The following is a 13,952-nucleotide window of genomic DNA, read 5'->3' on the forward strand; positions in this document are numbered from 1 at the left end:
CCCGCCCCGCGCGGAGGGGACGGAGCCGCCGGACCTTTCCGGTCGCGACCGGCGCACCGCACTTACCCGTCCCGCCGGCCGGTGGGGTGCCCGGGCCGGACGCGCGCCCGGGCCGGACGTACACCGGCGGGCCCGGCGGTTCTCCCGGAGCGCGTTCCAAGCGTTCCAAGCGTCCCGGGCATCGGGCGTCCCGGGGACACGGTGAACGCCCCTCAGTACCCGGGGGGTTCCTCCCGGGGCCCCCGGTCGGCCGGACCGCGGCCCGACAGGATCTCGCCGTACGCCTGCATGAGGTCGGCGAGCCGGAGGGTGGCCAGGTCCTCCCGGGTCGGCCTCCCCGGGTATCCGGAGAGCCGCAGGTCCCGGTAGGCGCAGGACTTCTCGTACAGGGTGCGCAGGAAGCGCCCGTTGCCCAGCTCGTCGATCCAGCCCTGTTCCACGACGTGCCCGCTGATCGAGCGCAGCTCCTCGCGGGCCTCGTCGTCCCAGCCGTCCCCGTTGGCCGCCGCCAGGACCTCGCCGATGGCGGCGAGTTCGAGCGGCCGGTACGAGGGGAAGTCCACCCGGGTGGTGAACCGCGAGGAGAGGCCCGGGTTGGTGGAGAGCAGCCGGTCCATGCCCTCGGGGTAGCCGGCCAGGATGACCACGAGGTGGTCGCGGTTGTCCTCGGCGCGCTTCAGGAGCACCTGGAGGGCCTCGTCGCCGTAGGCGTCGCCCTTGCTGTAGCCGGTGTTGGAGAGCGCGTAGGCCTCGTCCACGAAGAGCACCCCGCCGACCGCCGAGTCGATCAGCTCGTTGGCCTTGACCGCCGTCTGACCCAGGAACTCTCCCACCAGGTCGGCCCGTTGGGCCTCCACGAGGTGGTCGCCGCCGAGCAGCCCGAGGGCGTAGAACACCCGGCCCAGGATGCGGGCGACCGTGGTCTTCCCGGTGCCCGAGGGGCCGGAGAAGACGAAGTGCCGCTTCGGCGGCTGGACCGGGAGCCCCTGGCCGGCGCGGAGCCGGGCCATCTCCAGCTGTGCCGAGAGCGCCCTGACCTGACGCTTCACCGGTTCCAGTCCGACCATGCCCTCCAGCTCGGCGAGCGCCTCCGCGAGCAGGGCCGGATCGGTCGGCCCGGCCGGGAAACGGGGCGGCACCGGCTGGCGGGGCAGCCGGGCCTTCTGCCGCACGGGTTCCGGCGGGGTGACCGGCGCGGCGGGCGGCACCGGGTCGGGCGCGAGCCGCAGTCCGTCGCCGAGCCCGGCGTCGGGCTCGGCGCCCGGGACGGTGTCCACCGCGTCCTGGCCGGACCCGCCGCCGGGAGGGCCCAGGGCGACCGTCGCCAGCCCGGCGGGGCCGTCCGCGCCCTCGTATCCCTCGTACCCCTCGTACCCCTCGAAGCCGTCGTACTCGGTGATCGCCGCGAGCCGTGCGGCGGTGTCCATGAACGACGGGTCGACGCGGTGCACGGCCCGGTACAGCGGCAGGGCGGCGGCGCTGCGCCCCGTGCCCTCGTGGGCCCGGGCCAGCCAGTACCGCAGCTCCTTGCGCTGCGGCTGCTCGCTGCGGCACCGCATCAGGGAGGCCGAGAGCAGGGGTTCGGCCTGGCCGTACATCTCCAGGCGCACCCGGGCCATGCCGCCGAAGAGCCCGGCCTCGATGCCGAGCAGCGGATCGTCCACGAGGGTCTCGGTGTGACGGACGAGCTGTTCCCAGTCCTTCACGAGGTAGGCCCGGCAGGCGTGCAGGAAACGCACCTGGGGATCGGTGTCCACCGGGGGGAGCCCGGCCAGGGCCCGGTCCAGTTCGGGCACGTGACGGCCGTCGAGCCAGTGGGAGGCGTGTGCGAGGAGCAGGTCGCGGGGGCTCTCCAGGACGGGCTGCACCCACCAGCCCAGCCAGTACCAGGAGTTCAGGGTGCGCCGGTAGCGCGTCCGCTGCTCGCCGAAGCGCTCGCGGTGGCGGTACATGCGCAGCAGCGCGGTCGTGGTGTCGACCCGGAGCGCGTGCAGTCCGAGCCAGGCGTCCGCCATCCCGGGGTCGATCCGCACCGCCGTCCGGAACTCCTCCTCCGCCCGGGGGTAGGCGCCCATCGTGTAGGCGTCGACCCCGCGCAGCCAGGCGAGTTCGGCCGGGGGCTGCGAGCCCTGTGTGCCGATGTCCATCGGGTCCCCCACAACCGTCATCGCATGGACGGGATTTGACCGCACCTGCGGGCATCGTACCCGCGCGGGGGGTGGGCGCTTAAGGAGAAGCGCATGATCCGGAAGCGGTGACCCTGGGTGAGGGCCGGGGGACGGAAAGGTCCCCGGGGGAGGGCCGGAGGGCAGAACGAAGCCCCCGATCACGGGGGAACAACCGGGGGCTTCGTGTCCGCGGCGGCTCCGAAAAGCCGCACATTCAGAACGTAAGACCTGTACGCCCCTTGGGTCAAGCGGAGTTGGGGCATGTGCACGAGCGGACCCGGAGCCCCTCATTCCCCGCACATCAGGCCGTCACGGTGCGTGATGGTCTGGTCCGTGCCTGTCTTCGCACCGGGCCCGGGAAGCCACTCGTACCCCGTCCGGCACTCCCGTACCAGGGTGCCGGCGAAGGGCCGGGAGGGGTCGTCGTCGAAATGGCGCGTCTCCGCCACGGTCCAGCCGTCCCAGAACGCGGCCTGCTCCGGGCCGTCCCGGCGCCGTCCCCGTGCCCAGGACTCCTCCGCCCCGCGCTCCATCCACAACAGCCACGCGAGGAGGGGCCGCACCTCCCGCCGTCCCGCGCCGACGCCCTCGACGAGGACCACCGGTGCCGGGGGCAGGGGCCGGGGCGCCCCGAAGCGCCGCAGCCGCCAGTCGTAGGGACGGTAGGACGCGGTCTCGCCCCGCGCGAGGGGTTCCAGGACCTGTTCCCGCAGCCGGCCCGTCCACGCGAACGGTTCCCCGTGGGTGGCGAGGTCGTCGAGGTGGAGGACGGGCGCGCCGCCGAGGGCGGCGGAGAGACGGGCCGCGAGGGTGGACTTGCCCGAGCCCGCGTGGCCGTCGACCGCGACCAGCCGGACCGGCCCGCAGGAGGGCGGCAGCCGGAGCAGCGTGCGCGCCGCGCGGTCGAGGTCGTCCATGCCCCCAGGGTAGAGGGCGGGGACCGTCGCAGGTCAGGGAGGTGCCACCGCCAGTGGTCGGGACCAATATTGGTGCGGCGACGCGGGGCGAAGTGCTGGCGGGGCCGGTCGCGAGCCGGGATAGTGGGCCCGCGCGATCCCGTCCGCGGTCCGGTACGCGACCCGCGTCCGTGCGTCCGCGCGTCCGCACGCCGTGCCTCCGTGACCCGCGCCTCCGCACGCCGGCGGCCGTCCCCTCCGACGGCCCCGGGACCACCGCTCCGCACGCCCGCCGTTCTCCGTTCTCGACTGGGGGTCACCGCCCATGACCAGCTCCACCCCGCGCAGAACCGTCCTCGCCGCGGCGCTCGCGGCCGCCGCCGGAACGGCCGCGACCGCCGTCCCCGCCGTCGCCTCCGCCCCCGCGGGCCGGGACCGCGCCCCCGGGACCGGCCCCGGGCTCGTCGACAACCGCTTCTGGACCTCGTACACGGACTGGCGGTGCGGCACGGCCGCCGGCACGCGGACGGTGCCCGGCCGCCGCCCGGGCCTGGTCCTCGCCGAGCCCGCCGGCCGCGTCGACCACACCGATCCGCACACCGGACGGACCTCCGCCTGGGAGTACGCGAGCTGGACCTCGCCGGAGCACACCCCGGCCGTGCCCGCCACCGAGGTCATCGCCTCCTGGAACGCCCGCACCCCCTCGGGCACCTGGCTCCAGGTCGAGCTGCGCGGCACGTACACGGACGGCACGGACACCCCCTGGTACGTCCTCGGCCGCTGGACCTCCGGCGACGGCGAGGCCGACGTCCGGCGCGCCTCGGTCGACGGCCAGGGCGACGGCAGGAGCAGCGTCTGGACCGACACCCTCGCGATCGACGACCCGGCGGGCGGGCTCCGGCTGCGCTCGTACCGGCTGCGCCTGACCCTGTACCGCGCGCCGGGGAGCGGCCTCACCCCGGCGGTGTGGCGGATCGGCGCCATGGCCTCGGACATCCCGGACCGCTTCATCGTCCCGGCCTCCGCGCCCGGCCCCGCCCGCGAGCTGGCGGTGCCCCGCTACTCGCAGAACATCCACGTCGGGCAGTACCCCGAGTACGACAACGGCGGCGAGGCCTGGTGCAGCCCGACCTCCTCCCAGATGGTCCTCGAGTACTGGGGGCGCCGGCCCTCGGCGGCGGACCTGGCGTGGGTGGACCCGGCCTTCGCCGACCCCCAGGTCTGCCACGCGGCCCGGTTCACCTACGACCACCAGTACGAGGGCTGCGGCAACTGGCCCTTCAACGCCGCCTACGCCGCCACCTATCCCGCCATGAACGCCGTGGTCACCCGGCTGCGCTCGCTCACCGAGCTGGAGACCCTGATCCTGGCCGGCATCCCGGTCATCACGTCCCAGTCCTTCCTCAAGGGGGAGCTGACGGGGGCGGGGTACGGCACCGCCGGCCACCTGATGGCCGTCGTCGGTTTCACGGCGGACGGCGACGTCGTCGCCAACGACCCCGCCTCACCGGGCAACGAGGCCGTACGCCGGGTCTACGCGCGGCGCGAGTGGGAGAACATCTGGCTGCGGACCAAGCGGTACGACACGAACGGCAAGGTCAGAAGCGGTACGGGCGGTGTCTGCTACGTCTTCTGGCCGGACGGACCGGCACCGGGCCGGCACCGCGTGCTGCGGTCGCTCGGTCTGGTGTGAGCACGTGCGGCCCCGCGGCCGCCCCGACGACCTGACGGCAGCGCTCCCGGCCGTCCTGCGTGGGGTGGCCGTACCGGTCCACCGTGACCCTGACCGAACGGCGTCCGAGCGGGTGGGACGCCTCGGGGTCGTCCCGTGACCGTCGGTCGTCACCGGGCGGCGTCGCGCAGGTCCCGGACGTACCGGTCGAAGCGCGTGCCGTCCGTGCCGTGCGTCGGCTCGCGGGGGGTGAACCCCGCCCGCCGCGCGACTGCGGCAGACGCGGGATTCCCCGGTTCCACCTGGATCACCGCCTCCACCCCTCCCTCGTTCGCCGCGCACCGGGACACCGGCAAAACCGCGCGGGTGGCCAGGCCGCGCCCCCGCCAGGGCGGATGGAGGCCGTAGGCGACGTTCACCTGGCCGGGCGCCAGGCCTTCTCCTGCGAACCGCACGTCGATCGTGCCCGCGAGCACCTCGTCGGCACCCGTCCGGATGCCGAACGCGCGCAGTGGCCCGGCGGTGTCCCACTGCTCCCGGCAGTGCCGGACGTACGCTTCGGTGCCCTCCCGCGTGCCGGGACCGCCGTTGAGCCGGCGAACGAGCAGTTCGTCCTCCCCGGCGAGGTGCGCCTCGACATCGTCCATGCGCAGGGGGACAGAGTGATGATCCCGTCGGACAGCCCCACTTCACGCATCCGGTGATTCTTGATGCCGGAGCCGTGCCGCGCCAGCGGATTCCGCGCGGCATCACGCGGAGCCCGGGCCACAGGAGGTGATCACCGTGCGGCCGGTGCGACCACGGCGTCGGAACCGTCCTGGACGGCCCCGTTCACCGGGTCGAGTTCCGCCTTTCCGGGGAGCCGGTGGCGGTTCTGCGTCGTGAGGGTGCGGACGCGGTCCGCAAGGGCCGGCCGCGGAGCCTTCCGCTGGAGGACCGGGTCCTGCCGGTCGCGGCGTACTGGCGAACCCGCCTGACGCCGCGACAGACCGCCCCGCTGTTCGGGGCGTCGACGTTCTCCGAAGGCCGCCGTGGCCCGCCCGAGGGCAGGGCGGAGCCGCGGCGGCCTGATGGAGTTCGCCGTGGTCGAGCCGGTACGTCGCCGCGGCCCGCCGTTCAGGGGGTGATGAGCTGGGCTGCGAACAGCCAGCGCTGCTTCTCGAGTTCGGCGGTGATCGAGATCAGCAGGTCCTGGGTGACCGGGTCGGCGTTCTCGGTGGCGTCGACGCGCTCGCGCAGCCGTACGGCGGCGGTTCCCAGGGTCTCGGTCATCATCTCGACGATGTCGTCGTCGCGTACCCAGCCGGCCTTCGGGCCGGGCAGCGTGAACCCCGAGGCGATCGTCGCCGGCCGGCCGTCGGGCGGGACGCCGAGTGTCGCGGCCCGTTCGGCGACCGTGTCGGCGGCTTCCCGTGTCACCGTCACCAACTCGTCGAGCTGCAGGTGGAGGGAGCGGAACCGGGGGCCCACGATGTTCCAGTGCGCCTGCTTCCCGATCAGCGAAAGCCCGAGCAGATCCACGAGGGTGTCCTGCAGCGCGTTGCCGGCGGCCTGCCTCGCCGCGTCGGGGATCGTGCTCTTCATGGCGGTCAAGCGGGGGTTCTCCTTGTGCGTCGTCTTCGGTGGTGGGGACGGGTGTGAGTCGTTCCCCCGGCGGCTCCGGGCGGTGGCCCGCTCGCCGGGTGTGGTCGCGCCGGGGGTCCGGGCGGTGCGGGTCAGGCGGTGTGGAGCGCGGTGCGCAGGACGGTGACGGCCTGGGTGATGGCGGCCTCGGCGGCGTGGGTGCCGCGCAGGGCGTTGAGCATCACGAAGTCGTGGATGACGCCCTGGTAGCGGACGGCGGTGACGGGCACGCCGGCCTTGCGCAGCTTGTTGGCGTAGGCCTCGCCCTCGTCGCGCAGGACGTCGGCCTCGCCGGTGATGACCAGGGCCGGGGGCAGACCGGTGAGCTGCTCGGTGGTGGCGCGCAGCGGGGAGGCGGTGATCTGGGCGCGCTCGGCCTCGTCGGTCGTGTACTGGTCCCAGAACCACTGCATGCCGTCACGGCGCAGGAAGTAGCCCTCGGCGAACTGGTGGTAGGAGGCGGTGTCGAAGTTCGCGTCGGTGACGGGGTAGAACAGCACCTGCTGGACCAGCGGGACGCCGCCGCGCTCCTTGGCCATGAGCGTCAGCGCCGCGGTCATGTTGCCGCCCACCGAGTCACCGGCGACGGCGATGCGCGCCGGGTCCAGGCCCTTGTCGGCGCCCTCCTCGACGATCCAGCGGGCGACGGTGAAGTTCTGCTCGATGGCGACCGGGTAGCGGGCCTCGGGCGAGAGGTCGTACTCGGGGAAGACCACCGCGGCGTTCGCGCCGACGGCCAGTTCCCGCACGAGGCGGTCGTGGGTGTGGGCATTGCCGAAGACCCAGCCGGCGCCGTGGATGTAGAGGATGACGGGCAGGGTGCCCTCGGCCCCGGCGGGCTTGACGATGCGGGCCCGGACGCTGCCGGTCGGGCCGCCGGAGACGGTGATCCACTCCTCGTCGATCAGCGGCATCACGATCTCACCGGACTGGACCTCGTCCACGGCCTTGCGGCCTTCGGCCGGGTCCAGGTCGAACAGGTAGGGCGGGTTCGCGGTCGCCTTGGCGAACTCCGCGGCAGCGGGCTCCAGGACCGGAATGGACGGCGTGTGAACGGACATGGGGAAGCTCCTGGAGTCGATCTGTGGTGGGCGGACCGGACGAGCCGATCTTATGACACAACTTAACTGCGCACAACTTAACTGCGCACAACTTAATTTTGAGGTGCCATACGGTTGTGTGAACGAGAAGACGGCCGCGCGCCTCGCCCGGACCGGGCGAGGCGGACCCGTGCTCGGGCCGGCCTGCCGCGTCGGCGCCTTCTCCCTGCCCTACGTCCGAAAACCGGGTCCGGTTCACCCCTGTTGCCCGGAACGCGCCCGGCGGCATCCCGCAACCGCGTCCCGCCCCGGGCCCCACCGGCCCGTCCCGTCCGGGCCCCACCGGCCCGCCGGAAAGCCAACGGCGTACGGCCGTGTTCTCGTGCGGCCGCTGCCATCCGTCACGCGGCGCGGAGGGGGCGGCGCGCTTCCGGTCACCGCACCGGTGTGCCGCGTGGCGCGCACGGAAGTGGACTCCACCCCTCGTCCGCCCCGCCCGGTGCGCGCACAGGGGGTGGCGGCGTGACGGATGTGGTGCGCCCGGCGCACTCCCTCGTCCGCGTATGCGGCCGGAGCCCGCCCGGGCCGTCGGGTGGAGAGGCGGCCCTCGTCCGGTCACGAGTTTCCGCCGCCGTCCCCTTGTCCACCTCCGCCACCGGCCCGAGGGGGCTCGCACCGGGGCCCGGCGCTGGATCGGCGCCCGGGTCGAAAGCCGGTCGAGGCCGACAACGCGCCGCACATCACGGGCCCCGGAACATCGCCGTACTGGAGATGACCCGAGGTGGCGTTAGCGGAACGTTGCCGGCCGCTGACAGGATCGGCGACCGCGGCCACAATGCCGGCACGCACTCAGCTGCCACCCCCGCCGGCCGTCGTGCCGGTCGTAGCGTCCCGCGAGAGGATTCGATGCACGCCAACGGCCAGGAACACATGCCAAGCGGCAAGAAGCCCACCGGCCCTGCCCGGACGCATGGGCCGGGAGGCGGCATCGCCGCCGGTCTCCCCGCCCTCCAGAGCGCCGCGGGCAACGCTGCCGTCGTCCAGATGCTCCGGGCGGCCGGCCACTCCTGGGTCCGGGACCGGCATCAGCACGATGCGGGTTGCGACAACCAGCAGGCCGGACAGTTCCCGGTGCAGCGTTCCACGGTCCACGACGTTCTGCGCACCGGCGGGCGGCCCCTGGACGATGCCACCCGCATGGACATGGAAACGCGGCTGGGGGCCGACTTCTCCGACGTTCGCGTCCACGACGACAGTGCCGCCAAGGCCTCCGCCGCCGAAGTCGGCGCCCGCGCCTACACCTCCGGAAACCACGTCGTCATCGGTCACGGGGGCACCGACAGGCACACCCTGGCCCACGAACTCACTCATGTCGTCCAGCAACGCCAAGGCTCCGTCGCGGGAACCGACAACGGTTCCGGACTGAAGGTCTCCGACCCGTCCGACCGGTACGAACGGGAAGCGGAAGCCAACGCGACGCGGGCACTTTCGGGACCTCCGCGAGGGAACCCCGCGGTCGCCCGGCAAACCGCGGTCTCACCGGCTTCGGCCTCCGTCCAGCGGAAGGTTCCGGGAAGCGGCGCTCCTGATGAGCATTATGCGGACAATCCGTCCGCACATCCGGAATGGGCCTTGTTCCAGAGCTTGATGAAGACCGCGGGGTTCTCCCAGGACACGGTGGAGGGGCTGTGGCAGCTCATCCTGGGCGGGCTGAGGGAGCAGGAGACCATCAACGACGGATGGAAATCGGAGAAACTCACCAGGGCGGAGCTGCGCCCCCTGCTCGACAGCAACGGATGGTACGAGCAGGGAATCAAAATGCTGCGCGAGAACAATGGTTTCGTGACACCCAATATGGCGCTGTGGTCCGGCGGGCTCGACGTGTGCAAGTACGCCGAATCAAAAGGGTATACGCCAATGGAATTCACTCGGGCGGGGAAAGTGCTCAACGAGCTGGAGTACCACAAGGATTGGCGGCTGCAGGGCCCGCTCTGGAATCTCCTGTCGAAGTTCTACGTCTCGCAGGCGACCGGACCGGTCCACATCTTCCTGCGCAGCTACAGCGCGGAAAGCGTCCTCGTGGGGCAGGAAGTTCCCCAACTGCAACAGCTGCAACGGTTCCGGCCCGACGTCGAACTCGTCTGGCATCCCCTTTACACGACCGAGGACGGGACCATCAGGGAGATCTCCCGGGACCGCAAGCTGGTCGATGATTCCACGTTCCCCACGCGGGATTCGTGCGTTGCCGCACTGTACGACTTCTTGCAGTATCACCACGATACGAACAATGAAAAGGCGGCGTGGTCGCATCGGGAGATGGAGGAGGATCTGAAGAAAAACATCAACGCGAACGATACGAAATCTTGATGGTGTGTGCCCGGGGCGTGGTGGGGCGAGTGCGGCACCAGGTCGGCACCGGCGCGTCCATGCTCGATCGGGGAGATCGTCCGGCTGCGCACCGAGCGGCACGACGCGAGCGGGAAAGTGGTGTCCGGCACAGGCGGGGTCCGTTGCCGGCACTTCCCCGACCGGCTCCCGGCCGCTCGGCGCAAGGCGCTCGGGGTCCTCGGCGTCGTCCGGGGCGGCGGCCCGGCCCCGGGGACGTGACGGACATCTCTACCCCCGGGCCGCCCTCGTGACGCATGGTGGTCGCCATGACCTCCACCACCTACGGCCTCACCCTCCTCCGCGCCCGCACGGGCGGTCCCCGGGACGACGACGGCCCCAAGATCCTGGAGCACGTCCTCGGCTGGACCCTGGTCGTGCTGCTCGCCGTCCTCGTCACCCGGGCCGGCCTCATGTGAGAGCCCCCGCCCGGGGCGCGGCCGGGGAGCCGCGGACGAGGCGGTCCGGTGCGCGGGGGAGCGGCACCGGCCCGTCCGGCCCGTCACCGGTTTCCGGGACTCCGCTTCCCCGTGCTCCGGGCCGCCGGGAGAACCCGTTCGGCTCCGGCGGCGGTCAGCGTCCGTCGCCCGACCCGACCAGGGTCCCGTTGACGCGGACGGTCCGGTCCGCCCAGACGGGACCGGCGGCGAGCCGGGCCCACTCCTGGTCGCGATGGCCGGGCAGGGTGCGGCCCTGGCTCGCCCAGAGGGTCAGCACGTCCTGGTAGATGGGCGGATGGGCCGGGCCGGGAGCCGGTGCCGGCAGGGGGGCGGAGGCCGGCGGGGGGACCGGGGCGGGCTGCCGCGTCCGCGCCGGGGACTGTTCCCGGACCCGCGGGCCGGTCTGCGCCGTCGTCTCCGGCCGCGACCGCGTCTCCGGTTCCCCCCGCTCCGGTACGGGCACGGGGGCGGGCGCCGGAACCGGGAGAGGAACCGATTCTTCACCGTGCGGTTCGGCCTGCCGGTGCCGACCGTAACCGCTGGAAGTCTTGTGCAGCGTGGTCATGCCCTGACCAACGCGCCCGGAGGGCCGGGGGTCACCGCCGAGCGGAATCGGGCGACAGTTCGCCCGGTACCCGGTACCCGGTACCCGGAACGCGGCCCCGGCGCCGCCCCGGTACACCGCGCCAAAGGGCCGCGGTGCGGGGGGCCGGCCGGGGCCGGGACGTCTCCCGTACGGCGGCGCGGCGCCCTCACGGCGCGACGCCGCGCGGTACGGGGAAGGAAGGGGGCGGCCTCAGGCCGCGCGGCGCATCTGCGGCATCCGGATCGGGCGCGAGCCCGGGCCGCCGACGTGCGAGAAGGGCTGCGTGCGCCAGTCGAGGCCCTGGGGGAGCGTCAGGAGCAGCGCGGTGTCCTGCTCCTGGACCCCCAGGGTGTCGTCGGCCGGACGCGCCCCGGCGGCCGCGAGCCCCGTGCCCGGGCAGACCGTGAGCACGAAGGGGTTCCACGGCGTGGGGCAGAGGGCGTGCTCCGGCAGCTCCTCCTCGTCCGCGAGCAGCGCGATGGGCTGCACGCACTCCGGGCAGATGACCCGGAACATCTCAAAGGTGTCGTACGCGTCGAGCTCGTCGGGCGTGTCGACCGAATCAACAGGCTCCTGCATGGAGAATCTCCCCCTCGGGTGGGTCGGCCGGATCTGTGCGGCCTCGACCACAGCAAGCACTTCCCATACGGAAGTCCGCATAACCGTGAGACGGTGCTTCGGGACCGGCTCGAACATGTGGCGTTCGTCACAGCGCCGTCGCAGGTGCCCCGCGGCCGCCCATAGCGCCGCATACGGGCCGCCCCCGGCTGTGCCCCGGCCCCTCCGGACCACTAGGGTCACCGCATGGAGGAGCTGGATCGTCAGATCGTGGAGTTGCTCGTCAAGGACGGGCGCATGAGCTACACCGACCTGGGCAAGGCCACGGGCCTGTCCACGTCGGCCGTGCATCAGCGCGTCCGCCGCCTGGAGCAGCGCGGTGTCATCCGCGGCTACGCCGCCGTCGTCGACCCGGAGGCCGTGGGCCTGCCGCTCACCGCCTTCATCTCGGTCAAACCCTTCGACCCCAGCGCCCCCGACGACACCCCCGACCGGCTCGCCGACATCCCCGAGATCGAGGCCTGCCACAGCGTCGCGGGCGACGAGAACTACATCCTCAAGGTCCGGGTGGCCACCCCGCTGGAGCTGGAGCACCTGCTCAGCCGCATCCGTTCCCAGGCCGGGGTGTCCAGCCGCACGACGGTCGTCCTCTCCACCCCGTACGAGGCCAGGCCGCCGCGCGTCTGACCCGCACTCGCGCGCACGGGACGCCCGGCGGCGGTACGCACCGCCCTCGCGCGCGGGCGGGCCGCACGGGGACCTGCATCGGGTCGGGGCCGGTCCGCGTCCGTCCTCGCAAGCGGGCGGGTCGCACCGGTCCGCGCAGGCGTACGGCGACCCCTGCGGACCCGTTCCTCGCAAGCGGGCGGGTCGCACGGGGACCTGCCGGACAAACCGGGTCCCCCGGGTCCTAGCCTGGGGGCATGAGCGAGTCCATGCCTGCCGCGTCTTCCGGCGAAGACCGCACCGTGCTGCTGCGCGGTGGAGAAGTCCACAGCCCCGCCGACCCCTTCGCCACCGCCATGGTGGTGGAGCGCGGGCACGTCGCCTGGGTGGGGTCGGAGGGCGCGGCCGACGCCTTCGCCACCGGTGTGGACGAGGTGGTCGACCTGGAGGGCGCGCTCGTCACCCCCGCGTTCGTCGACGCGCACGTGCACACCACCGCCACCGGTCTCGCCCTCACCGGGCTCGACCTCTCCTCCGCCGCCTCGCTCGCCGGGGCGGCGGAGCTGATCCGCGCCCACGCCGCCGCCCGCCCCGGCGACCGCGTCCTCGTCGGCCACGGCTGGGACGCCTCCCGCTGGCCCGAGCGCCGCCCCTTCACCCGCGACGAGCTCGACGGGCTCACCGGCGGCCGGCCCCTCTACCTGACGCGGATCGACGTCCACTCGGCCGTCGTCACCACCGCCATGCTCGACCTCGTGCCCGGCGTCCGGGACCTGGACGGGTTCCACGACGGACAGCGGCCGCTCACCGGCGACGCCCACCACGCCGTGCGCGCCGCCGCCTTCGGCGCGGTGTCGGCGCGCCAGCGCACCGAGGCCCAGCGCGCCGCCCGCGCCCGGGCCGCCTCCCTCGGCATCGGCACCCTGCACGAGTGCGGCGGCCCGCGGATCTCCTCGGAGGAGGACTTCACCGGTCTGCTCGACCTGGCCCGCGAGGAGGCCGGACCCCGGATCGTCGGCTACTGGGCCGACCTCGACGTGGAGCGGGCACGCGCCCTCGGCGCGCTCGGCGCCGCCGGAGACCTGTTCGCGGACGGTTCCCTCGGCTCCCACACGGCCTGCCTCCACGAGCCGTACGCCGACCACGCCGACGCGGGCCACACCGGCGACGCCCACCTGGACGCGGCCACCGTCGCCCTCCACGTCGCGGCCTGCACCGAGGCGGGCCTCCAGGCCGGTTTCCACGCCATCGGGGACGCGGCCGTCACCGCGGTCGTCGAGGGCTTCAGGGCCGCCGCCGAGAAGCTCGGCCCCGCCCGCGTCCGGGCCGCCCGGCACCGCGTCGAGCACGTGGAGATGCTCACTCCCGAGACGATCGCCGCCTTCGCGGAACTGGGCCTCACCGCCTCCGTCCAGCCCGCCTTCGACGCCCTCTGGGGCGGTGAGGAGGGCATGTACGCCGACCGGCTCGGCGCCGGACGGGCCCGCACCCTCAACCCGTACGCGGCGCTGCTGCGCGCCGGTGTGCCGCTGGCCTTCGGCTCCGACAGCCCCGTCACCCCGCTCGACCCCTGGGGGACCGTCAGGGCCGCCGCCTTCCACCGCACCCCCGAGCACCGCGTCTCCGTCCGCGCCGCCTTCACCGCCCACACCCGGGGCGGCTGGCGGGCCGCCGGCCACGACGACGCCGGGACGCTCGTCCCCGGGGCCCCCGCCGACTACGCGGTCTGGCGCACGGAGGAACTCGTCGTCCAGGCGCCCGACGACCGGGTCGCCCGCTGGTCCACCGACCCGCGCTCTGGCACGCCCGGCCTGCCCGACCTGTCGCCCGGCGCCGAACTCCCCGTCTGCCTGCGCACGGTGGTGAACGGACGGACGGTGTTCGCGCGGCCGGGCGAGTGACACGGGGGCGCCCGCCG

At 73.6% G+C, this 13,952-nt stretch carries 12 protein-coding genes and 1 pseudogene; 6 read left to right on the top strand and 7 right to left on the bottom strand.

Annotation, left to right across the window (positions count from 1 at the left end; genetic code table 11):
* Positions 1-212 precede the first annotated feature (212 nt).
* Both ACZ3IL_RS17580 and ACZ3IL_RS17585 read right to left on the bottom strand, forming a co-directional pair.
* Positions 213-2,147, bottom strand: coding sequence for an AAA family ATPase (locus ACZ3IL_RS17580; protein ID WP_467391350.1), 1,935 nt, complete (start codon positions 2,145-2,147; stop codon positions 213-215).
* Between the two features lie 308 nt (positions 2,148-2,455).
* A complete protein-coding gene (locus tag ACZ3IL_RS17585; protein ID WP_467391290.1) occupies positions 2,456-3,085 on the bottom strand; it encodes a uridine kinase family protein in 630 nt (209 codons plus the stop codon).
* Between the two features lie 304 nt (positions 3,086-3,389).
* Here ACZ3IL_RS17585 and ACZ3IL_RS17590 point away from each other — a divergent pair, with 304 nt between their 5' ends.
* A complete protein-coding gene (locus ACZ3IL_RS17590) occupies positions 3,390-4,757 on the top strand; it encodes a peptidase C39 family protein (protein ID WP_467391291.1) in 1,368 nt (455 codons plus the stop codon).
* Positions 4,758-4,906: 149 nt separating this feature from the next.
* Here ACZ3IL_RS17590 and ACZ3IL_RS17595 read toward each other — a convergent pair whose 3' ends face one another.
* Complete coding sequence (locus tag ACZ3IL_RS17595) at positions 4,907-5,383, bottom strand: GNAT family N-acetyltransferase (protein ID WP_467391292.1); 477 nt, start codon at positions 5,381-5,383, stop codon at positions 4,907-4,909.
* Positions 5,384-5,524: 141 nt separating this feature from the next.
* Here ACZ3IL_RS17595 and ACZ3IL_RS17600 point away from each other — a divergent pair.
* Positions 5,525-5,766, top strand: a pseudogene (locus ACZ3IL_RS17600) (helix-turn-helix domain-containing protein); the annotation flags it as partial.
* An 86-nt stretch (positions 5,767-5,852) separates the two neighbouring features.
* On the opposite strand, the gene ACZ3IL_RS17605 reads toward ACZ3IL_RS17600, so the two are convergent.
* Together ACZ3IL_RS17605 and ACZ3IL_RS17610 are read right to left on the bottom strand one after the other, a co-directional pair.
* Positions 5,853-6,329 (bottom strand): Dps family protein, encoded by a 477-nt coding sequence (locus ACZ3IL_RS17605; protein ID WP_467391293.1) that lies wholly within the window; start codon positions 6,327-6,329, stop codon positions 5,853-5,855.
* Between the two features lie 122 nt (positions 6,330-6,451).
* Positions 6,452-7,420 carry an alpha/beta hydrolase gene (locus ACZ3IL_RS17610; protein ID WP_467391294.1) on the bottom strand — a complete coding sequence of 323 codons (969 nt, stop codon included), beginning with the start codon at positions 7,418-7,420 and terminating at the stop codon, positions 6,452-6,454.
* A gap of 885 nt (positions 7,421-8,305) precedes the next feature.
* Between ACZ3IL_RS17610 and ACZ3IL_RS17615 the strand changes: the two genes are divergently transcribed.
* A complete protein-coding gene (locus ACZ3IL_RS17615) occupies positions 8,306-9,766 on the top strand; it encodes an eCIS core domain-containing protein (protein WP_467391295.1) in 1,461 nt (486 codons plus the stop codon).
* A 287-nt stretch (positions 9,767-10,053) separates the two neighbouring features.
* Positions 10,054-10,203 carry an SCO1431 family membrane protein gene (locus ACZ3IL_RS17620; protein ID WP_467391296.1) on the top strand — a complete coding sequence of 50 codons (150 nt, stop codon included), beginning with the start codon at positions 10,054-10,056 and terminating at the stop codon, positions 10,201-10,203.
* A 154-nt stretch (positions 10,204-10,357) separates the two neighbouring features.
* On the opposite strand, the gene ACZ3IL_RS17625 is transcribed toward ACZ3IL_RS17620, so the two are convergent.
* Both ACZ3IL_RS17625 and ACZ3IL_RS17630 read right to left on the bottom strand, forming a co-directional pair.
* The gene (locus ACZ3IL_RS17625; protein WP_467391297.1) at positions 10,358-10,501 is read right to left on the bottom strand and encodes a hypothetical protein; all 144 of its coding nucleotides are present in this window, start codon (positions 10,499-10,501) and stop codon (positions 10,358-10,360) included.
* A gap of 519 nt (positions 10,502-11,020) precedes the next feature.
* Positions 11,021-11,389: a hypothetical protein gene (locus ACZ3IL_RS17630; protein WP_467391298.1), complete on the bottom strand. Its 369-nt coding sequence runs from the start codon at positions 11,387-11,389 to the stop codon at positions 11,021-11,023.
* A 225-nt stretch (positions 11,390-11,614) separates the two neighbouring features.
* Between ACZ3IL_RS17630 and ACZ3IL_RS17635 the strand changes: the two genes are divergently transcribed.
* Both ACZ3IL_RS17635 and ACZ3IL_RS17640 read left to right on the top strand, forming a co-directional pair.
* Positions 11,615-12,055, top strand: a complete 441-nt coding sequence (locus ACZ3IL_RS17635) for an Lrp/AsnC family transcriptional regulator (RefSeq protein WP_015032222.1) — start codon at positions 11,615-11,617, stop codon at positions 12,053-12,055.
* Between the two features lie 236 nt (positions 12,056-12,291).
* Positions 12,292-13,935 carry an amidohydrolase gene (locus ACZ3IL_RS17640; RefSeq protein ID WP_467391299.1) on the top strand — a complete coding sequence of 548 codons (1,644 nt, stop codon included), beginning with the start codon at positions 12,292-12,294 and terminating at the stop codon, positions 13,933-13,935.
* The last annotated feature ends 17 nt before the right edge of the window (positions 13,936-13,952 follow it).

The sequence above is a fragment of the Streptomyces sp. NPDC014907 genome (assembly GCF_055562975.1).